This window comes from Halomonas sp. DN3, assembly GCF_024137905.1.
In the GTDB taxonomy this organism is placed as follows: domain Bacteria; phylum Pseudomonadota; class Gammaproteobacteria; order Pseudomonadales; family Halomonadaceae; genus Halomonas; species Halomonas litopenaei.
Genome location: NZ_CP099965.1, coordinates 3,478,441 through 3,498,791 on the forward strand (window position 1 = coordinate 3,478,441; position 20,351 = coordinate 3,498,791).

The 20,351-nt window shown below is 61.7% G+C and carries 14 protein-coding genes; 5 read left to right on the forward strand and 9 right to left on the reverse strand.

The window, feature by feature from the left end:
* Window positions 1-292: 292 nt before the first annotated feature.
* On the forward strand, window positions 293-1,312 hold the full coding sequence (locus NKF27_RS14965; RefSeq protein WP_108450240.1) for an IS30 family transposase: 1,020 nt from the start codon (window positions 293-295) through the stop codon (window positions 1,310-1,312).
* On the opposite strand, the gene NKF27_RS14970 is transcribed toward NKF27_RS14965, so the two are convergent.
* From NKF27_RS14970 to NKF27_RS15000, 7 genes are all read right to left on the reverse strand, one after another.
* On the reverse strand, window positions 1,224-1,946 hold the full coding sequence (locus tag NKF27_RS14970; RefSeq protein ID WP_253552829.1) for a hypothetical protein: 723 nt from the start codon (window positions 1,944-1,946) through the stop codon (window positions 1,224-1,226). The genes NKF27_RS14965 and NKF27_RS14970 overlap by 89 nt on opposite strands.
* A gap of 492 nt (window positions 1,947-2,438) precedes the next feature.
* Entirely contained in the window at window positions 2,439-7,868 is a 5,430-nt protein-coding gene (locus tag NKF27_RS14975) for a tandem-95 repeat protein (protein ID WP_253552831.1), read from the reverse strand.
* An 845-nt stretch (window positions 7,869-8,713) separates the two neighbouring features.
* Window positions 8,714-9,607 carry a DMT family transporter gene (locus tag NKF27_RS14980; protein WP_253552833.1) on the reverse strand — a complete coding sequence of 298 codons (894 nt, stop codon included), beginning with the start codon at window positions 9,605-9,607 and terminating at the stop codon, window positions 8,714-8,716.
* Window positions 9,608-9,778: 171 nt separating this feature from the next.
* Entirely contained in the window at window positions 9,779-10,816 is a 1,038-nt protein-coding gene (locus NKF27_RS14985; RefSeq protein WP_253552834.1) for an Ldh family oxidoreductase, read from the reverse strand.
* 29 nt (window positions 10,817-10,845) lie between these two features.
* Complete coding sequence (locus NKF27_RS14990) at window positions 10,846-12,177, reverse strand: TRAP transporter large permease subunit (RefSeq protein WP_045992516.1); 1,332 nt, start codon at window positions 12,175-12,177, stop codon at window positions 10,846-10,848.
* Window positions 12,174-12,689, reverse strand: a complete 516-nt coding sequence (locus tag NKF27_RS14995) for a TRAP transporter small permease subunit (RefSeq protein WP_108133679.1) — start codon at window positions 12,687-12,689, stop codon at window positions 12,174-12,176. Before NKF27_RS14995 ends, NKF27_RS14990 begins: the two co-directional genes overlap by 4 nt.
* A 93-nt stretch (window positions 12,690-12,782) precedes the next feature.
* A complete protein-coding gene (locus NKF27_RS15000; RefSeq protein WP_045992514.1) occupies window positions 12,783-13,847 on the reverse strand; it encodes a C4-dicarboxylate ABC transporter substrate-binding protein in 1,065 nt (354 codons plus the stop codon).
* A gap of 378 nt (window positions 13,848-14,225) precedes the next feature.
* Here NKF27_RS15000 and NKF27_RS15005 point away from each other — a divergent pair, with 378 nt between their 5' ends.
* Entirely contained in the window at window positions 14,226-14,828 is a 603-nt protein-coding gene (locus tag NKF27_RS15005) for a helix-turn-helix domain-containing protein (protein WP_052704543.1), read from the forward strand.
* 379 nt (window positions 14,829-15,207) lie between these two features.
* Here the strand turns inward: NKF27_RS15005 and NKF27_RS15010 are convergent, their stop codons facing one another.
* A complete protein-coding gene (locus NKF27_RS15010; RefSeq protein ID WP_253552842.1) occupies window positions 15,208-16,032 on the reverse strand; it encodes a metal ABC transporter permease in 825 nt (274 codons plus the stop codon).
* Window positions 16,032-16,799: a metal ABC transporter ATP-binding protein gene (locus NKF27_RS15015; protein ID WP_253552844.1), complete on the reverse strand. Its 768-nt coding sequence runs from the start codon at window positions 16,797-16,799 to the stop codon at window positions 16,032-16,034. The genes NKF27_RS15010 and NKF27_RS15015 overlap by 1 nt, the downstream gene beginning before the upstream one ends.
* 96 nt (window positions 16,800-16,895) lie before the next feature.
* Between NKF27_RS15015 and NKF27_RS15020 the strand changes: the two genes are divergently transcribed.
* From NKF27_RS15020 to NKF27_RS15030, 3 genes are all read left to right on the forward strand, one after another.
* Complete coding sequence (locus NKF27_RS15020; RefSeq protein WP_367399241.1) at window positions 16,896-17,945, forward strand: zinc ABC transporter substrate-binding protein; 1,050 nt, start codon at window positions 16,896-16,898, stop codon at window positions 17,943-17,945.
* Window positions 17,946-18,019: 74 nt separating this feature from the next.
* Window positions 18,020-18,733, forward strand: a complete 714-nt coding sequence (locus NKF27_RS15025) for a metal-binding protein ZinT (RefSeq protein ID WP_253552851.1) — start codon at window positions 18,020-18,022, stop codon at window positions 18,731-18,733.
* Window positions 18,734-18,970: 237 nt separating this feature from the next.
* On the forward strand, window positions 18,971-20,143 hold the full coding sequence (locus NKF27_RS15030; RefSeq protein WP_213231808.1) for a hypothetical protein: 1,173 nt from the start codon (window positions 18,971-18,973) through the stop codon (window positions 20,141-20,143).
* Window positions 20,144-20,351: the final 208 nt, after the last annotated feature.

Here is a 20,351-nt window from a genome sequence, read left to right on the forward strand (position 1 = left end):
TCATCGAGGACGACATGGTCCGGCTGGGAGGTGGGGAAGCTATTCTCATCGCTGGTCACGAGGATATAGCGATCCATAATGGTCTCATCACCGTCGCTGTCGATCACCATTATCTGAAAATCGAACCTGCCCTCGGCGTCCTCCGATGCTCCAAATCGCCAGCTGACGTAGTAATCTTCGTGACTAATCGTCAGTAGGCCCTTGCCAGTATTGATGGGACGATTGGTCGAAACCCAACTGGGCGGTCTCAATGAGCAAGTGCAACACCTGATCGATCAGGTACGCTATCGCTATGACTCATTGCTACCACCACCTTACTGCTGAAGAACGTGCCACCATCATGCTGATGCGTGAAGGTCACTCGATACGCTCCATCGCCAAGTTCCTTGGGAGAGCTGCCAGCACGATTTCTCGAGAACTGGCTCGGCATGCGGTACCTTCTCATGCTGGCTATGACGCCAGTCTGGCGGGTTTCAGGGCCACGCTGACGCGACATCGAGCACGACGACAATCTAAGTTGCGCCTTGGTACGCCTCTCTTCGATCTGGTGACCTACCTGTTGCGCAAGTACTGGTCTCCTAGGCAGATAGCCATCACACTGAAGCGCATGTATCCAAATGACCCTACACGTCAGGTCTCCCACGAGGCCATCTACAACGCGCTCTATGTGATGCCCCGAGGCTCGCTGAAAAAAGAGCTCATTGCTTGCCTTCGGCAGGGGAAGGGAAAGCGGCGTCCACGCAGTCGTGGCAAGGATCGTCGCCGCCAAATTCCTGACTTGGTCAGTATTCATCTCCGGCCGCCTGAGATCGAAGATCGGCTGATGCCCGGGCATTGGGAAGGCGACCTCATCATGGGGGCCAGCAACCGTTCTGCCGTAGGCACGTTGGTTGAGCGCACGACACGCTTCGTCATCCTGGTGAAAATGGACGGTACGACCGCGACGGATGCGATGGTCGGCTTTAGTGACAAATTGAACCGTGTTCCACGCTCACTGAGGCTGTCGATGACCTACGACCAAGGGAGCGAGATGGTCAAGCATGCCGAAATAACCCAACGTACCGGGACAGCCATCTACTTCGCCGATCCACACAGCCCGTGGCAACGTGGGTCTAACGAGAATACCAATGGTCTGCTTCGACAGTATCTGCCCAAAGGAACGGACCTATCGACCTACACCCAGGAGGAGCTCGATGAGATCGCAGACTCACTCAATACCAGGCCTAGAGAGACGTTGAACGCCAAGACGCCTCTGGAGGTATACGCGGAGGTTCTCCAGAAGTCAGTGCCCGGATCTCCGGCACTCCAATAGTGTTGCGCTTGTAGGTTGAGACCGTCCTGTCACTGTCGGGCAACTTGACGCGCACTTCGGAGATGGGGTCTACAGGTGTAGACCTCGTCGGCCTCTCCGTCCGGTACAACAGACCGCTGTCGCTAGCCCCTGGTGCCGCCGTGGCCAGTGGCGCCGGATGGTCAAGGGGCTCACTATCCTCGAACTGGACTTCCACCCAGCTCATCTCCTCATTGCCGAAACGATCGGTGGCGATATAGGGCAGCGCAATCGACAGTGAGTCCTGCCGACCGTGGTCCAGATTCCCGTATCCTTCGCTATCATCGCTGCCATTCGATATGAATAAGTACCCTTCATCCTCAAACTCGAAGTTCCAAAGAAATTCCTCGCTGAACTTCTCGTTTTCCAATATCTGGAGTCTGCCGGTCCCGGATAACCTCGAAAACACTGGATCACCGGCCCCCGTGATCAAGCCGGCAAGGTCCGGCTCGACCCAACGGAAGGTGCGAATGGGCGCTGGCCCATTATTGAAGCCAAAGTCGTGGTTCAATTGAAAAGGACTGTCGTAGTCGCCATTTTCTCCGGTTATCACTACGATGTCGGGCGTATAGGTATCACTGTCTCTTGTCTGATCGCGGCGAATATCCGAACTCATGCTAGACTCCTGGCCGCTTGAGCGGCGAGTCGAGGGACGGGGTTTTCAAGCTAGACGCCCCACCCCCAGCTCGGTATTGCCCTGCTGGCCGTCCATTGCCTGGCACTATTGCCCCAATTGCCCGCTATAGAGCATTTGTTCAACGAATCTCCATGGTTACCTATTGGTCAAACTCGCAACGAGGCCCTCACTTTCCTCCAATATTATTTTTGACACCGGCTAACTGTTGATATACCTAGGCCAAACCTCCTCGAAGCTGATCTGCAGAACATCTTCCAAGGACAATAGCGCTCGTTTTGGCACACAAATGTACCCTTGCACGCCATCCAAAAGGCCAAGGCGAGAGGATTTAGCGGAGAAATGAGAAAACCACGAGCATGAGGCAGCAAGGCCAGCGATGCCCAGGCAACTACCATAAACACATCACCCGGCACGAGGCCGGGTGATGGGTCTTTCAGGTCCGGTGCCAGGATCGCACCGTACGGGCATGGATCACTCCACCTCGAGCTGTCCGTCCTGAATCAGCTGGTTGAGGAAGGCGTCGCTGGAGGCACCGCCCATGCTGACGCCGGACAGGGTGATCACCTGATCCGCGCCGGAGCCACCCGCTCCGATGCCGCCGTCAGACTTGACCGAGATGACGGTGTCGTTGCCTTCCTGGCTGGCGCTCAGGTAGTCCGACACATCGTCTTCGGTGGCGCCGTCGAGCAGATCCGACAGATCGAGCTTGTCGGCCTCGAGGTTGCTGGAGGTGTCGCCCAGGGTGAAGTCCTTGATGTCGTCCTCTGCGGGGCTGCTGGAGCTGCCCTCGTGACCCGACTGGTAGCTGAAGGTATCGGAGCCAACGCCCCCCCACAGCTCATCATCGCCGCTGCCGCCGATCAGTGTGTCGTTGCCACCGGCACCGATCAGCACATCGTCGCCACCTCCGCCCTTGAGGGTGTCGTTACCACCATCGGTGCGGTCTGTGTCCATCAGCTCTTCGTAGTTGTCCTGGACGTAGTCGATGATCTCGGCGTCGGTCGGTGCCTCACCGTTGCCCTCGTTGACCGACCACTTGAGGAACTCGGTCAGACCTTCGTAGTTGAGGCCGTCGTGCTCGCCAGCGATAAAGACCTCACCGGTATCACCATTCTTCCAGCTCAGGTGGTCGGAGCTCACCGTATCACCGAAGATGATGTCGTCGCGGCTGTCACCGGAGAGCTCGTCGTCGCCCAGCGGCGCCTCAAACTCGGTCTCGGTGCCCTCGAACAAGGAGGTTTCAAAGTCACTGGCGGTCAGGACCTTGGTCACGTCGCCGGCTTCATCGGTGACGGAACCTTGGTTGAAGTTCTCCGTTACGACCTTCACATCTCCAGTATTGGTGTAGAACTGGAGTTGCTTGGCGACGTTGGCTGGCTCATTCACCGATCTTACCGGGTTGCCGATGGCGATCGCCTCCACCTGGGCGATTTCCTTCAATACATCGAAGGCCTCGATCGCCTGCTTCACCGGCAGGGCTTTCGAGAAACCGCCGATAACGACGGGGTTACCATTGTTGTCCAGATAGGCGGTGGAGAAGCCATCGGACATGACATAGGCAACATTGTTGAAGTCGTTGTCCACCGACTCGAAGAACTCTGTGCTCTTGCGAATCCCCGCCTCGGTATTGGTGCCGAAGTCAAATTCAATGCTGTCCAGATGTGCATTGAGCGCATCGAGGTCCGATACGTCGAAGCCACGGATATCGATGGTACTGGTGGCGTTTTCATTGAACTCGACCAGATTGAAGTTGACCGTGCCCCCGGAGGCGGCAAGCTCGGCGGCGAAGGCCTTGATGGCCTCGACGGCGATATCCAGTCGGCTCGGTCCTGGCCCTGTCGTACCCGAACCATCCGCTTGGTAGCTCATGGTGACAGACGTGTCGAGGATCAAGGAGACGTTGTAGCTGGCTGTCGGGTTCGTGCCGATTACCGTGCCACCGAGATCACCGATCAGCACATCGTTACCGGACTGGGTCGCCTTGGTATCGTCGTCGTTGTCACCGACGAAGAGTTCGTCGTCCGCCTTCTCGAGCGTGACATCGACATTGACCGAGGCGGAACTGGTGTCGCCGTCGGCGTCGGTCAGGGTGTAGTCGATGACCGCGTCACCGGAGAAGTCCAGGTCCGGGGTGAAGGTCACAGTACCATCGGTATTGATCACCACGGTGCCGACATCCGGGCCTCCCACCACCGTGGCGCCAGTGACGGTGGCACCGTCGGCGCCGGTGTTGTCGTTGGCCAGTACGTCGATGGTGACCGACGCCGCACTGTCGGTGCTGGCACTGTCGTCGACCGCGACCGGTGTGTCGTCGTCGACGACCACATTCAACACGCCTTGGGCAGTGTCACCGTCGCTGTCGGTGACGGTGTAGCCAACCTCGAAGCGCAGGTCGTCCTCGACACCGGGCACCGGATGCTCCAGCGGCTTGGACAAGGTGACGCGATAGTCGCCGGTGGACGGGTCCAGCATATCGATGGCGATGACGCGGTTGCCATCCTCATCCAGGCCTACCAGTGACAGCTCACTGCTGCTCAGAAAGTAGCGAATCTCCTGGCCGTCGGCGGTCGTTTCCGGCAGCTTGGTGGTATCCGGCGTCCAGGCGAACCCACCCCCGTTGGCGGCGCCATCGTCACCGAAGTCATAGCCCAGGTTGCCCGAGACGACCCGTGCTTCCCCGGCGACGTCGCCGGGACCACCTGCGGCACCGCCCGGCAGACCGTCTTCATCCAGAACCGCCGTGGCCGGGTTGGTGTCAGGGTCGCCGTCGGTTTCCGGGGTCGTCGGCTGGTCGTCCCCTTCGCCCACGTTGACGGTGAGCTGTCCTTCGGTGGTATCGCCGTCACCATCGGTGCCGGTGTAGTCGATGACCGCATTGCCGGAGAAGTCCGGGTCGGGTACGAAGGTCAGGGTGCCGTCCGGATTGATGGTCACGGTACCCACATCCGGGCCACCATCGACAGTAGCATTGGTGATGGTGCCGGGGCCGTCGGCGCCGTTGTCGTCATTGCCGAGCACGTCCACGGTCACCGGAGTGTCGCCGTCGGTGCTGGCGGTGTCGTCGTTGGCCACCGGTGTGTCATCGTCGACGGTGACCTTGAGCACGCCAGAGGCCGCGTCGCCGTCACTATCGGTGACGGTGTAGCTGACATCGAAGTTGATGTCGTCCTCGACCTCGGGATTGGAGTGATCCAGCGGCTTGGCCAGCACCACCTTGTAGGTGCCGTTGGCGACGTCAGTCAGCTGCACCGAGATCACCCGATCGCCGTTGCCGTCGAAGCCCACCAGCGAGCGACCGTTGCCGCTGAGCATCCAGGTCACCGGGCTTCCATTGGAGGTAAGACTCGGCAGACTGTCGGTGTTCCAGGTAAAGCTGCCCTGACCGTCGTCGCCGAAGTCATAACCCAACGAACCGGTAGCGGCGATCGGCTCTCCCGCCACGTCATTGACTCCACCGGCGATGCCGCCAGGCAGGCCGTCCTCGTCGACGATGGCCTTGGCCGGGTTGGTGTTGGGGTCATCATCGGTTTCGGGGGTGGTGGGAGTGTCGTCCTCGTCACCTTCATCTACCGTGACAGTGACCTGTCCTTCGGTGGTATCGCCATCACCATCGGTGACGGTGTAGTCGATGTCGGCGTTGCCGCTAAAGTCCGGGTCAGGCACGAAGGTCAGGCTGCCGTCGGGATTGATGGTCACGGTGCCCACGTCCGGGCCGCCCTCGACAGTGGCGTCGGTGACGGTGCCGGGGCCATCTGCACCAAAATCGACGTCATCTAGGACATCCACGGTCACCGGGGTGTTGCTGTCGGTGGTGGCGGTGTCGTCATTGGCCACCGGGGTGTCGTCGTCGACGGTGACCTTGAGGACGCCAGAGGCCGCGTCGCCGTCACTGTCGGTGATGGTGTAGCTGACATCGAAGTTGATGTCGTCCTCGACCTCGGGATTGGAGTGATCCAGCGGCTTGGCCAGCACCACCTTGTAGGTGCCGTTGGCGACGTCGGTCAGCTGCACCGAGATCACCCGATCGCCGTTGCCGTCGAAGCCCACCAGCGAGCGACCGTTGCCGCTGAGTGTCCAGGTCACCGGGCTGCCGTTGGAGGTAAGGCTCGGCAGACTATCGGTGTTCCAGGTGAAGCTGCCCTGGCCGTCGTCGCCGAAGTCATAACCCAGCGAACCGGTGGCGGCGATCGGCTCTCCCGCCACGTCGTTGATGCCGCCGGCGATGCCGCCAGGCAGACCGTCCTCGTCGACAATGGCCTTGGCCGGGTTGGTGTTCGGATCCCCATCGGTTTCCGGGGTGGTGGGAGTGTCGTCCTCGTCGCCCTCATCCACCGTCACCGTCACCTGCCCGTCGACGGTGTCGCCGTCACCGTCGGTGACGGTGTAGTCGATATCGGCATTGCCGGAAAAGTCTGGATCCGGCACAAAGGTCAGGCTGCCATCGGGATTGATGGTCACGGTACCCACGTCCGGGCCGCCTTCGACGGTGGCGTCGGTGACGGTGCCGGGACCATCGGCGCCAAAATCGATGTCGTCGAGGACGTCCACCGTCACCGGGGTGTTGCTGTCGGTGCTGGCGGTGTCGTCACTGGCCACCGGCATGTCGTCATCGACGGTGACCTTGAGCACGCCGGAGGCGCTGTCGCCGTCGCCATCGGTGATGGTGTAGCTGACATCAAAGTTGATGTCGTCCTCGACCTCGGGGTTGGAGTGATCCAGCGGCTTGGCCAGCACAACCTTGTAGGTGCCATTGGCGACGTCGGTCAGCTGCACCGAGATCACCCGATCACCGTTGCCGTCGAAGCCCACCAGCGAGCGACCGTTGCCGCTGAGCGTCCAGGTGACCGGGCTGCCATTGGAGGTCAGACTCGGCAGATTGTTGGTGTTCCAGGTGAAGTTGCCCTGTCCGTCATCGCCGAAGTCATAGCCCAGCGAGCCAGTGGCGGCGGTCCGCTCGCCGGCCACATCGTTGATGCCGCCGGCGATACCACCGGGCAGACCGTCCTCGTCGACGATGGCCTTGGCAGGATTGGTGTTCGGATCACCGTCTGTCTCGGGGGTGGTCGGGATGCTGTCGCCACCCTCGGTGATGTTGACATGGCCGTCGCAGGTGATGCTGTCGCCGTCACCGTCGGTGGTGACGATCTGGAAGTCCAGCGAGCCTTCAGCGTCCGGATCCGCGGTAAAGCTCCAGCTGCCGCCGGGGTTCACCGTCAGGATGCCGTTGCCGGTATCGATGGGGCTACCCAGGGGATAGTCGGTATCGTCACCGGGCAGCTTGACGGTGGTATCGGCAACGCCATCGGCACCACCATGCTGGGACCAGGTACCGGTCACGGTATCGCTGGGCTCAACCGAAGACGGTGCATCGATGCTGTTGGTCGGAGTGTCGTCGTCGATATCCAGCCCAAGTCGGGCGGTCGCCTCATTACCGGCACTGTCGGTGATGACGTAGTTGACGGAAAACACCAGGTTGTCTTCGGTGCCCTGCTGAGGATGGTCCAGCGGGCCGATGAGGGTCACCTTGTAGCTTCCGGTATCCACATCAATCAGCTTCAGGTGAAGAACCGGCGTGCCATCCGGGGTACGTGCAGTAAGGGTCTGGCCGCTGGGAGACACTAGATAACGAAGCGACTCACCGCCGGAGGTGAGGTCAGGAAGGCTGGTCGGATCCCAGCGAAAGGCGTCGCTGTCTGCTGGCCCGCTGTTGCCGAAACTGTAGCCCAGGGTATCAGTCACCGTGACCGCCTCACCGGGCGCATCCTGCGGCCCACCGGCAATACCCTGAGGCAAGCCGTCCTCGTCGAGTGAGGCCAGGGCACTGACTTCGCAATCACAGTCCACCGCCATCAGCGCGGCAACACTAGAATGTACGGAGGTCATGTTTTCTTCGGTATTCATCAGGAGTTCCTTTTTCAATGTCCGTCACGAAGACGAAGGCAAGGAAAACCTATGTCACCTAAAACGATATCAACACTGTACTGGTGTACGGAAACCAGATATTTCATTAAAATCCGACACTAATGCATAATATTTAAGATTTTAACGAAGAAAATCTAATACAATAGCCAGTGTTTTATGCCAAAAAGGCCTTGGAAGCGCTTTCGGCTTCATGTTTGACAAAAGCTTTTTTTAACCAGAATCATATCATTGCTCGAATAGAGCTAAAATGGCCAAGAAATAGCAAAAAAATACGGCCACTAACGAACAAGGTTCCGCATTATCTTGCCATATGCTGGAACCGCCTTACCTGATAAAACCTTTTCTTCCATAACCGCTTGGCGGCAATAGATGACAAAACACACCCAATTTTCATACTTGGGCCAATTGAGCATCGCCCTTCGCACAGAGTAGCAACAAATTACCTTTGCATTTCCAAAACAATGCGGGACTGCACTCCAGGATGAGTCGCTAGCGGCGCTCCTTGCTACCCTGTTGTCAGCCGTCAACCGACGCCCCCCATCACGCGCAGCAGACGGCTGCCCTCCTCCCCCGGAAGTCGAGCGCAAGACCGGCGCCGTCAAAGGGAGGTCCACCTCTCTCCAAGCTGTCGCCGATGACGTTCATGCCACCGACGACGTCCGTGCTATCGAGGCGACTTGCCTAGGCGCTGTCCGAAAAGTCGACGAGCGAAGGTTAGACAAGGCAAAAATCGGTGAGAAAGCGCAGTTTACGGGGTGTAAATGAGCATTTTGATCCGATTTTTAACGCCGTATTACCGAGTGCAGGCACTTTTCAGACAAGCCCTAGTCTGAGGCTGTCGCCGCACGGTGCTTGAGCAGGCTGATACCGGTCACCGCGCCGAGAATCAGCAGCATGCCCCCGACCTGAGGCAGGGTCAGGCTCTCGTCCAGCACGAACAGCCCGAACAAGGTCGCGGTGACCGGTTCGACCATGGCGACGATGGAGGCCATGGTCGGCAGCGTATAGCGCACGCCGACAACGTAACAGAAGAACGACAGCGCGCCGCCCAGCACACCGACCAGCAGAAACAACGAAACGTCAGCGGACGCCGGCACCGAGGCCAGCGTCGACAAATCCGCCAGCGGCAGGATCAACAGGGCGGCGGTGGCCAGCGCCATCGGCAGCGCCGCCGTGGCCGAGCCATGCAATGCCGCAAAGCGAAAGCCGAAGATGAAGAAGGCGTAACCGACGCCTGCCAGCAAACCGGCGGCGATGCCGAACGGCGTCACCACCCCGGCATCGGCGCGATAGATGCCGGTCAACAGCACGATACCGCCCATCACCACCGCCATGGCCAGCCACTGCACCAGTGACGGACGCTCGGCCCCGGTGAGGAAGGACACCACGAACACGAAGATCGGCGCGCTGTACATCAGGGTCGCCGCCACCGCCACGCTGCTCTCACTGATGCTGATGAAGTAAAAGGTGAAGTTGGCGGCGATACCGCACCCGGCGAGCATTGCCCACATCACCATCCGGCGGTTGACCGTCGGTCGCCCGCGCCGCCACCAGGACAGCGCCAGCCACACGAGCATCACACCCACCCCCACCAGCGCCCGCCAGAAGGACACCGCCTCAGGCGCCCAGTCGCGCTGCAACAGCAGGCTGCCGAAACCGCCGGCGAGCCCCCACTGCAGCGATGCCAGCATCACCAATAACGTCCCTGTCATTGCCATGACATGCCCTCGCTTCGAACAAATGAGCTCTCGGTCGGGCGTCGCTGCCCAACCGTACCCCAGCGTAGGAAATGATCACGGCGCGTCCTAGAGGCGCGGCAATGACTTCGTGTAAGCCTCATGTACCTTCGGTCTGGCGGCGACACCTTCGGCTAAGGCGCCCGCGTCACCTCACGCCAGCAGCGCCTCGATATCATCGAGCAGCGCCTGGGGCACCCAGGCGCCACGGGATTCACTCAGCGCCCGCTCACGGTAACGACGCTGGGCCGGCAAGCGTGCGCCCTGGCCCAGCAGCTCGTCGAACAACCGCTCGGCCCTGTCCATGTGCGCCTCGCTGGTGGCGCCTGCGGTGCGCGCCGGGTCGATGGCGATGATCAGTTCGCCATGGTACGGAAGTCCTGCGCGACCGGCGTCATGCTCGCTTGACTCGACGCTCAGCAGGTCGCCGATCATCGGGCCGGCGATCAGCTCGACCATCAGCGCCAGTGCCGACCCCTTGTGCTGACCAAACGGCAGCATGGCGCCGTGATCCAGCACTTCTTCGGGGTCTGTACAGGGCGCCCCGTCGCGATCGACCCCCCAGCCCTCGGGGATCGGCTTGCCCTCGCGGCGATGCAGCTCGATATCGCCCCGGGCGATGGCGCTGGTGGCAAAATCGAACACCAGTGGCTCGCGCCCTGGCCTGGGCCAGCCAAAGGCTAGCGGATTAGTGCCCAACAGCGGGCGACTGCCGCCGTGGGGCGCCATGTAGGCCTGGGTGGGGTTGCAGGCGATCGCCACCAGGCCCTGTTCCGTCAGCCGCTCGAGTTCGACCCACAAGGCGGTGGAATGCACGCAGTGATTGATCGCCATCAGCGCGACCCCGGCGTCGCGGGCCTTGTCCACCAGCAGCGGCAGCCCCAGCTCGAAGGCCAGCGGTGAAAAGCCACCGCCGGCATCGACCCGCACCACCCCGGCGGCCACGTCTTCTACCTCCGGGACGGCGTCGGCGACTGCCGCGCCCTGGCGCAGCGTCTGGACGATCCCCAGCAGACGGTAGAGCCCGTGTGAGTGGCTGGCATCCATCTGCGCCGCCACCAGGGTCTCGCCGAGGGCCCTGGCCTGCTCGGCACTGAAGCCCTGGTGCTCCAGCACGCGGCGACTGAGCGACATCAGCGCCTCGCGGGTCAGGTAGGCCCCGTTGTCGACGGTGGTGTCGGTGTCCTTCATGGGGGCGTCTCCTTTGTCAGTGTCCGGGGTCATTTCCACGAGGGGCCGCTCAACTGCTCGGGTAGCCACAGCGCCAGCGACGGGAAACTCAGTACCAGCGCCAGCACCACCAGCTGTACCACGATAAAGGGCACCACCCCGATGTACATGTGCTTGAGCGTCACCTCCGGCGGTGTGATCGCCCTGAGGTAGAAGATCGACGGTGCCAGCGGCGGCGTCAGATAGCTAGTCTGCATCACTACCAGGAAGGCCACGCAGAACCAGATCTCGTCGAAGCCGAGTGCACGCACGATGGGCATGGCCACCGGGATGACGATCAGCACCACCGAGATCATGTCGAGCACAAAGCCGGCCAGGAAGGCGATCAGCAGGATCATGCCGAGGATCATCCAGGGGCTCATGCCGGTGTCCATCAACAGCGACTGCACCGTGGCCATGCCACCGGCGGCGAAGAACACCCCGGCGAACATGTTGCCCCCCAGCACGATCAGCAGAATCATCGCCGAGATATTCAAGGTCCGCTTGGCCGAGTTCCACAGCACGTCCAGCGTCAGGTTGCGATAGGCCAGCGCCAGCACCACCGATCCCAGGGCACCGCAGGCGGCCGCCTCGGTCGGCGTGGCGATGCCGAGCAAGATCGTCCCGAGCACCGTCATGATCAGCGCCATGGTCGGCAGCAGCGCACCGAAGGTCATCTTGAGCTTCTCGCCGAGGGTCGCCCGCTCGGCGTCATCCTGCGCCATGCGCGGCGCCATCTCCGGCTTCAAGTAGGCGATCAGCACGATGTAGAGCAAGAAGAACAGCGCCATCAGGAAGCCCGGGAACATCAGGCCGCTGAACAGCGACCCCACCGAGACGCTGGCCACCGGGCCCAGCACCACCACCGTGATAGACGGCGGGATCGCCGTCCCCAGCGAGCCGCTGGCACAGATGGTGCCGGACATCAGCGACTTGCTGTACTGATGCTTGAGCATGACCGGGATGGCCAAGAGCCCGATCACCGCCTCGGTGGCACCGACCACGCCACTGGCCGCGGCGAACAAGGTCCCCATGACCACCGCGCCGACGCCCAGTCCCCCCGGCAGTCGACGGGTCCAGAAGTGGATCGCGGTGAACAGCCGCTCGGCGATACCGGAGCGCTCGAGCATGGCGCCCATGAAGATGAACAGCGGCACCGCCGCCAGGATCGAATTGGAGGCGGTGTCCTCGATCTTGGTCAGCAACTGATAGGCGGCAGCGTCGCCGAACTGCATGATGCCGAACAGCGTCGCCACCAGAATCATTGAAAATGCGATCGGAAAGCCGGCGATGATGAAACCGATCAAAGCCGGGAACATCACCAGCGCAAGATAGTCGCTCATGCCGCGCCCCCCTGTTCGGGCGTGCGCCCTTGCATGATATGAACCGCCTTGAGGATCTCGGCCACGACCTGCAGCGCCAGCAGCACGAAGCCGGCCCACCAGGTCAGAAATACGGGCCAGATCACCGGGTTCCAGGCCGAGCGGCCAGAGCGCTCGTTCGAGGCGAAGGCCTCCAGCGCATACTGCCCCAGCTCCCACACCAGCCAGCCCAGCACCGGCAGAAACAGCAGGTAGCCGACCAGGCGCACCGCTGCGTTGGTGCGATCCGACCAGCGCAACGTCAACAGATCGACGCTGACGTGCTGGCCCAGACGCAGGGCGTTGGCCATGCCCAGCATGAAGATGGCACCCATGACCATGTAGCTGACCTCGAAGGCCCACAGGGTCGGGCGGCCCAGCACGTAACGGCTGAACACCTCATAGACCAAGGCCGCGATCAGCGGAAAGGTCAGCATGGCGCCCAGCCCTCCCGCCAGGCGGGTCAGCCGCTCGATAGCGTGAATAAGCTTCATCTCGTTTGCCCACAGGTGGTGGTAAAGACAGCGGCCCGACCAGGCAGCAAGGGGGTTAGCTCTTGCTGTCTGGCCGGGCCGCAAGGCGTGTGGTCAGTCGCGACCCATGGCACCGATCGGCAGGCGATACTGCTGCCAGTTGGTCATGCTGGCCTTGAACTCACGCTGGGACTCGAGCACCCGGGCAAACCACTCGTTGCTCTCGGCGTTCTCGTCTTCCCACTTGCGCGTTTCTTCATAGATGGCGTCGATGAACGACTGATCCAGCTGGACGATCTCGTTGGGGCCGTCGACCAGCTCCTGATAGGCCTCGAGGTCGGCGTAGGAACTCGCGAGCCAGGAGTCGAACACGCTGAGCTTGCCGGCCAGACGTAGCAGTTCCTGCTGTTCGGCGCTCAGCGCATCCCAGGCGTCCTGGTTGACCTGGCACTCGAGGAAACCACCCGACTGGTGCACGCCGGGCAGGATCACGTACTGCGCCACGTCCTGGAAGCCGGTGGGCTTGTTCATCTCGGGGCTACCCCACTCGGCGGCGTCGATCACGCCACGGTCCAGGGCGTTGTAGATCTCGCTGCCCGCCATGACCACGGTGGATGCACCCAGCTGAGAGGCGATCTCGGCCCAGGCGCCGGAGGTGCGCAGGCGCAGACCCTGGAAGTCCTCCAGCGTTTCGACCTTCTTGTTGGAGTGCAGGAAGATCTCGGTGCCCAGAATCGAACAGGGGAAGGCCACCACATCGAAGACGTCACGGCGGAACTCTTCATACAGCTCCACGCCGCCGCCCTCGTACATCCACATCATGAACTCTTCCGGCGTCAGGCCGCTGGAATGCCCGGCCAGCAGCGCCGCGGTGGGATCGGTGCCGTAGTCGTAGTTGACGTAGTTGTGGCTGACCTCGGCCACCCCGGCCTTGACCGTATTGGTGACCCGCAGCGCGCCCCCCAGGGTGCCACCGGGGAACACCTCGATGGCGATGTCGCCGGCCGTCAGCTGGTCGACGTAGTCGGCGAAGGTCTGGGCATCGCGCTCAAGCCAGGGACCGCCGCCCCAGGGAGTCGCCATCTTCCAGTTCATTTCCTCTGCGTTTGCACTCAGCGAGGCACCCGCCAGCGCGGCCGCCAGGGCGACACCGCCCGCCAGTCGATTCAGTTTGTACATTATTATCCCCATTGGATTTTCTTGTGGAAATTAGGCGCTGTCCGAAAAGTCGACGAGCGAAGGTTAGACAAGGCAAAAATCGGTGAGAAAGCGCAGTTTACGGGGTGTAAATGAGCATTTTGATCCGATTTTTAACGCCGTATTACCGAGCGCAGGCACTTTTCAGACAAGCCCTAGGAGCGCAATGACCGTGCTGGCAAGCGCTTTGGCAACCCCGGGATCACGCCGGAGCGCCCGCTCACACGCACACACCTTGCTATTGTCGCCTTCGTGAATGAGGATTGCATATACGCAATATTCAGTCAAAATTATAAAAAAAGACCAAAAATCAACGCTTTTTTTCTTGAAAAATTCGAGACAAAGGCGTCGGAGGCCAGCATGAGCGACACCGTCACCCCGCCCCCACGCGTCAGGGAGCGTCCGCGCAAGGCAGGTTCCATCGGCACCAACCTGAAGGCACTCAGAAGCGATAGGGGCCTGACCATCGCCCAGATGGCCGAGGCCTCGGGCAGTTCCGCCGCCAGCATCTCGCGTATCGAGAACGGCCGGCTATCCCCGACCTACGACGTGATCGTCAAGCTGGCCGCCGCCCTGGAGGTCGATGTCAGCGAACTCTTCTATCACAACGAACGCAGCGCCCTGAGCGGCTGGCGTACCCTGACCCGGGCGGGCCAGGGGCCGGTGGTCGAGACGCCCAACTATCGCTTCGAGCTTCTGTGCAACGACATGGTGGCCAAGGACTTTCTGGTGTTTTCCACGACGGTGCTCAACACCAGTATCGAGGAGTTCGGCGAGTTGCAGCGCCACGCCGGACATGAGCAGATCGTGGTGCAGCAGGGTGAAGTGGAGGTATGGACGGAGCACTACGAGCCGACCCGGCTCAAGGTCGCCGACAGCATGTCCTTCGACAGCCAGATGGGCCACGCGGTGATATCGGTCGGCGACGAGCCGGCGCGGATACTGTGGATCTGTACGTCCTGAGGGGCCCGGCAGCCGTAGGCTCGTCCTGACACCGAGCCCCATGCACACTGCACCGGCTCTGGCTAATGCCCGCGTGGTCGGCCACACAGGGGGCCGACCACGCTAGATGCCCGTAGCGCTTTCGTACAGGCAGACGAGCGATGGCTCCAGTGCGAGCGATAGTGCCAACGGCTTGCCGGGCAACGTCGCAACATCGCCGATACGCTGGCGATGCCTGACGATGGCGACATCGATATCGACTTAGAACCTCCTCGTGCGGAGATCGCCACCAGACCAGCCGATGACCCATGATGCTGCTAGACTGCGCAAGGGCCAGTAAGGCAAGGCTGATCCTGCAGTGGCGGCCTGCGCCCAAAGCAGCAACGCACGGGTCACCCGTTCAGGACGAGATATCGCTGGAAGACATTCTTGCGAGCCGGCGCCTGCCGATATCCACCAGGCTACACAGGACAAACACCACAGCGGCGAGGCTGACGATGGTGGGACCGGTGGGCGTGTCGAGCCAGTAGGCCGCCTGAAGACCGCCGCTAGTAGACGCGGCTCCGATCACCGCTGCCACCAGCACCATGGCTTCCGGGGTGCGGCAGAAGGGTCTGGCGGCGGCGGCGGGAATGATCAGCAGTGCCGCGATCAGCAGTACCCCCACCACCTTGAGCGCCACCGCCACGACCACCGCCAGGGACAGTGTCAGCACAAGTTGCTCGCGCCCGGGATGGATGCCATTGGCCCGTGCCAGATCCGCGTCCAGGCTCGCCGTCAACAGTGACGACCAGCGCCACCCCACCAGCGCCATGACCAGCAAGGCGCTGCCGGCGATCAACACCAGATCCCCCTTGCCGACCGTCAGAATGTCACCGAACAGATATGCCATCAGGTCGATACGCACCCCGGACACGAAGGACACCGCCACCAGCCCGAAGGCCAGCGCCGAATGAGCCATGACCCCGAGCAAGGTATCCATGGCATAGCCCCGACCACTGAGCAACGAGACCAGGATCGCCATCAGCAACGACACCACCAGCACTCCGGCGAAGATCGAGGTCGACAGCAACAGCGACAGTGCCACACCAAGGATGGCGGCGTGCGCGGTGGCATCGCCGAAGTAGGCCATGCGGCGCCACACCACGAAACAGCCCAGCGGGGCGGCGGCCAATGCCACACCGATTCCGGCGAGCGCCGCACGCAGCATGAAGTCATCGAGCATCAGGCCGAGGCCCCCATTGAGTGGGCAGCGCTCACCTGCGCCAAGGCCGGGCTAGCGGCGTCTCTTTCGCGCAGGTGTTCGTGGCGGTAAAAGGCGAGCGCGTCAGCGGTATCGGGGCCAAACAGCGCCTGATAGGCCGGGGACGCCAGCACTCGCTCGGGCGAGCCCTGGCAGCAGACGTGGCGATCGAGGCAGATCACCCGATCCGAGGTGCGCATCACCACATGCAGCTCATGGCTGACCATCAGGATCGCGCAGCCCGTGTCGCGTCGCACCCGCTCGATCTGGCGATAGAAATCCGCCGTACCCCGGTGGTCGAGTCCCTGGGTTGCCTCATCGAGCAGCAACAGGTCGGGCTTCTCGAGCAGGGCTCGCGCCAGCAGAACACGCTGACGTTGGCCGCCTGACAACGACATCAATTGGTGTGAGCTCAGCTCAGGCACACCGGCCTGCGCCAGGGCCTGCTGCACGGCTTCACCGGAACGTCGACGCGGCAGGTTCAGAAAGCGTGTGACCGTCATCGGCAGGGTCGGATCGATGGCCAGCCGCTGCGGTACATAGCCGATGGTGAGCCCGGGCTTTCGCACCAAGCGTCCGCCAGCAGTCGTCAGCGCACCGATGATGGTGCGCAAAAGCGTCGATTTGCCCGACCCGTTGGGGCCGACCAGCGTCACGATTTCGCCGCATTCGAGTTGGAGGTCGATGCCCTCGAGGATAGTCTGCCCTCCCAGGACGACCCGCAGATCATCGATCGACAATAGCGGCATGAACATTCTCCAGAGCCTTTCTTGACGTCGAAAACAATGTTATATCATAACAAAACATGCCACAATCACCCGCCCCGAGAATGCTCCGAGAGATCGATGACGATGCACACCTCGCTACGCCCCCTTATCCTCCCTTGCCTGCTGCTTCCTGCGGTGGCTGCCGCAGAGGTCCCCTCGGTGGCCGTGGATATTCCGCCGGTCCACAGCCTCGTGGAGCGCGTCATGGGAGACCTGGGGACGCCGCAACTGGTCATCCAGCCTGGGGCTTCTCCCCACGGCTACGCCATGCGGCCTTCCGAGGCCGAAGCACTGGCGCAGGCCGACGTGGTGTTCTGGGTCAGCGATGGCTTGACGCCCTGGCTTGCCAAGGCACGCCAGTCACTGGCGCCGGATGCACAACAAGTCGAGCTGATGGAAAGCGCCGGCACACAGCGCCTTACCTATCGACAGGGCGCCACCTTCGAGGCCCACGATCATGATGAGCACCACGAGGAACATGAGCACGAGGAACATGAGGGCCACGGGCACCACGAAGAGCATGATGGCCACGAGCACGAGCACGACGCGCATGACGGCCACGAGCACGAGCAGCATGCCGGCCACGACCATCACGACCATTCAGGCTGGGACCCCCACGGCTGGCTCGACCCGGTCAATGCCCAGGCCTGGCTCGATGCCATCGCCACCTCACTGGCCGAACTCGATCCCGACAACGCCGACATCTATCGACACAACGCAGAGGAAGCCCGCAGCGAGCTCGACGACCTGATCGATGAACTGGAGACCCGCCTCCAGCAGGCCCAGGGTACGCGCTTCATCGTCTTCCACGATGCCTACCAGTACTTCGAGCGCCGCTTCGATGTACCGGGGGCCGGGGCGATCGCCCTGGGGGATGCCTCCGACCCGAGCCCTGCGCGTATCCGAGAGATCCAGCAGCGTGTCGCCGAGCTCGGCGTGCAGTGCGTCTTCCGAGAGCCCCAGTTCAACCCGGCGCTGGTGGACAGCGTCTTCGCAGGCACCGGGGTCGAGACGTCGCTGGTCATCGACCCACTGGGCGTCGACCTGCCGCTTGGTACCGAGCTCTATCCCGCATTGCTGCGCCAACTGGCCGACGGCGTCACCCGCTGCGCCGCCGAGGCCGAGTGATGAAAGCCCTGTTCTTTCCAAGGCCTCCCCTGGGAGGCCACAACGCCCCACCGATCATCCCAAGGAGCAAGACGATGGACCCGATTCTGACCCGCCGCATGGCCGTCGCCGCAATCAGCGCCCTGACACTGGCGACCGCCCCCCTGGCCCTCGCACAAAGCGATTCCGCGGCCAGCGAAGCGCACGATCACGATCACGACCACGATCACGATCACGATCACGACCATCATGATCATGAGCATGATCACGCCAAGGACATCTACGCCGGCTATTTCGACGACGACCAGATCAAGGATCGGCCGCTGTCCGACTGGGAAGGCGACTGGCAGTCCGTCTACCCCTACCTGCTGGACGGCACCCTCGACGAAGTGTTCGCCCACAAGGCCGAACAGAGCGATGACAAGACCGCCGAGGAATACAAGGCGTACTACGAGATCGGCTACGAGACCGACGTCGACCGTATCGTCATCGATGGCTCTACCGTCTCCTTCCACGAAGATGGTCAGGTGCTCTCCGGCGAATACGCCTCCGACGGCTACGAAGTCCTGACCTACAAGGCCGGCAACCGTGGCGTTCGTTACATCTTCGAATACCAGGGTGAAGACGACAGCCTGCCGAACTACATCCAGTTCAGCGACCATGCCATCTACCCGACCGAGGCCGATCACTACCACCTGTACTGGGGTGACGACCGTGCGGCCCTGCTTGAAGAAGTCACCAACTGGCCAACCTACTACCCCTCCGAGCTGGACGGCCAGGGTATCGTCGATGAAATGCTGGCCCACTAAGGACCAGGCACAGAGAGACCAAAGCCCCTCGAACGAGGGGCTTTGTTTTATCGGTGAATCGGTGCACTAGCCGCAATGCACAGCAGTGCGCCGGACAGACTGTTCACCCACCAGAAACGGTTTGCCAGCGCCATCCTGCTGAACTCGCCTATCGTGCTGGCGATGCAGGCCCGCATTATTCCCCTTTACCGCCATGATGTATAATTTTACGCATAGCTGCGTAAAGAGGCGTATTCCATGGTTTCCGCAACTTATGTCTTTCACCGACCAGCCCTCGCACAGTCGATCGTGACAGGCCTGGCTGGCGATGGCCTGATCGACTACAGCGGCGGGCTATTCCTCGCCGCACCACGGCGCACCGGCAAGAGCACCTTCCTGCGGCAGGACCTGATGCCTGCCTGCGAACAGCACGGCTGGGAAGTGGTTTACGTCGACCTCTGGGCAGACCGCCAGATGGACCCAGGCCTGCTGATCGAACGCGCTATCATGGCCAGATTGCAGACCTACTCGCCGCGCATCAAGAAGCTCTTGAGTGCTGCCGGCGTCGATTCCGTCACGCTACACAAGACGCTGACGTGGGACCTGACAGGTTCCGCTCTGCCGGATGAAGCCACCCTGACGGAAGCCCTGCAGGCACTGCACGAAGCATCGGAACGTCTGGTCGTACTCTTCATCGATGAGGCACAGCATGCACTGAGTAGCGAGCAGGGGATGAACACCATGTTCGCACTCAAGGCCGCTCGCGATGCGCTGACCCTGGGCAGGGCAAAACCAGGCCTGCGTCTGGTGTTCACTGGGAGCAGTCGTGACAAGCTGGCCCAACTGGTGTTGAGCCGCGACCAGCCCTTCTTCGGCAATACCGTCACACCCTTCCCGCTGCTGGGGGATGATTTCGTGGAGGCATTTACCCACCACGTCAATGCAAGGCTGGCTCCTGGCAACACCTTCCAGGTCGCAGATGTCGCCAAGACCTTCGAACGTGTGGGTCGCCGTCCTGAACTGCTGTGGGACGTCATCAAGCGCGTTGCCTTGGAGCACGGGCGGGCCGACGACCTCGGAAAGCTGCTGGAGCAAGGTGCACAATCGATCCAGGCAGACTACCAGGCCCTCTTCCAGTCCGACTTCGATCAACTGCCCGAGCTACAGCGCGCCATCTTGCTCGTCCTGGCCCGAACATCGGCGCAACAGCGCCCTTTTACACCCTTCACCAAGGATACGCTCAAGGAGATCCAGGCTCTTGCCAAGCGCAAGACCCAGCCTTCGGCATCCACCATTCAACGTGCGCTCGACTCGCTTCGCGAGAAGGGCCTGGTGTGGCGCTCTGGTCGGGGAGTTTACGCCCTTGAGGACAGCGGCATGGGAGACTGGCTGCTCTATGCTGATGAGGCAAGCCCAGCGAAGCCCCTTTGACGCGTTAAAGCCGTCAGCAAAGTTTTCTCTCCACCACTATCGCCTCTTGGGCAGGTTGAGCTACCGGCCTGCCAATCCCGCTGGTCCAGCACGAAGGCCTCCTAGGCTCAGTCCGAAAAGTCGACGAGCGAAGGTTAGACAAGGCAAAAATCGGTGAGAAAGCGCAGTTTACGGGGTGTAAATGAGCATTTTGATCCGATTTTTAACG

Excerpts from the sequence above, each read along its gene's own strand:
- NKF27_RS15000 (WP_045992514.1), bottom strand. The coding sequence starts at position 13,847 with ATGTACAAACTGAATCGACTGGCGGGCGGTGTCGCCCTGGCGGCCGCG.
- NKF27_RS15010 (WP_253552842.1), bottom strand. The coding sequence starts at position 16,032 with ATGCTCGATGACTTCATGCTGCGTGCGGCGCTCGCCGGAATCGGTGTG.
- NKF27_RS15005 (WP_052704543.1), top strand. The coding sequence starts at position 14,226 with ATGAGCGACACCGTCACCCCGCCCCCACGCGTCAGGGAGCGTCCGCGC.
- NKF27_RS14980 (WP_253552833.1), bottom strand. The coding sequence starts at position 9,607 with ATGGCAATGACAGGGACGTTATTGGTGATGCTGGCATCGCTGCAGTGG.
- NKF27_RS14970 (WP_253552829.1), bottom strand. The coding sequence starts at position 1,946 with ATGAGTTCGGATATTCGCCGCGATCAGACAAGAGACAGTGATACCTAT.
- NKF27_RS14985 (WP_253552834.1), bottom strand. The coding sequence starts at position 10,816 with ATGAAGGACACCGACACCACCGTCGACAACGGGGCCTACCTGACCCGC.
- NKF27_RS15030 (WP_213231808.1), top strand. The coding sequence starts at position 18,971 with ATGGTTTCCGCAACTTATGTCTTTCACCGACCAGCCCTCGCACAGTCG.
- NKF27_RS14990 (WP_045992516.1), bottom strand. The coding sequence starts at position 12,177 with ATGAGCGACTATCTTGCGCTGGTGATGTTCCCGGCTTTGATCGGTTTC.
- NKF27_RS14975 (WP_253552831.1), bottom strand. The coding sequence starts at position 7,868 with ATGAATACCGAAGAAAACATGACCTCCGTACATTCTAGTGTTGCCGCG.
- NKF27_RS14995 (WP_108133679.1), bottom strand. The coding sequence starts at position 12,689 with ATGAAGCTTATTCACGCTATCGAGCGGCTGACCCGCCTGGCGGGAGGG.
- NKF27_RS15025 (WP_253552851.1), top strand. The coding sequence starts at position 18,020 with ATGGACCCGATTCTGACCCGCCGCATGGCCGTCGCCGCAATCAGCGCC.
- NKF27_RS15020 (WP_367399241.1), top strand. The coding sequence starts at position 16,896 with ATGACGATGCACACCTCGCTACGCCCCCTTATCCTCCCTTGCCTGCTG.
- NKF27_RS14965 (WP_108450240.1), top strand. The coding sequence starts at position 293 with ATGACTCATTGCTACCACCACCTTACTGCTGAAGAACGTGCCACCATC.
- NKF27_RS15015 (WP_253552844.1), bottom strand. The coding sequence starts at position 16,799 with ATGCCGCTATTGTCGATCGATGATCTGCGGGTCGTCCTGGGAGGGCAG.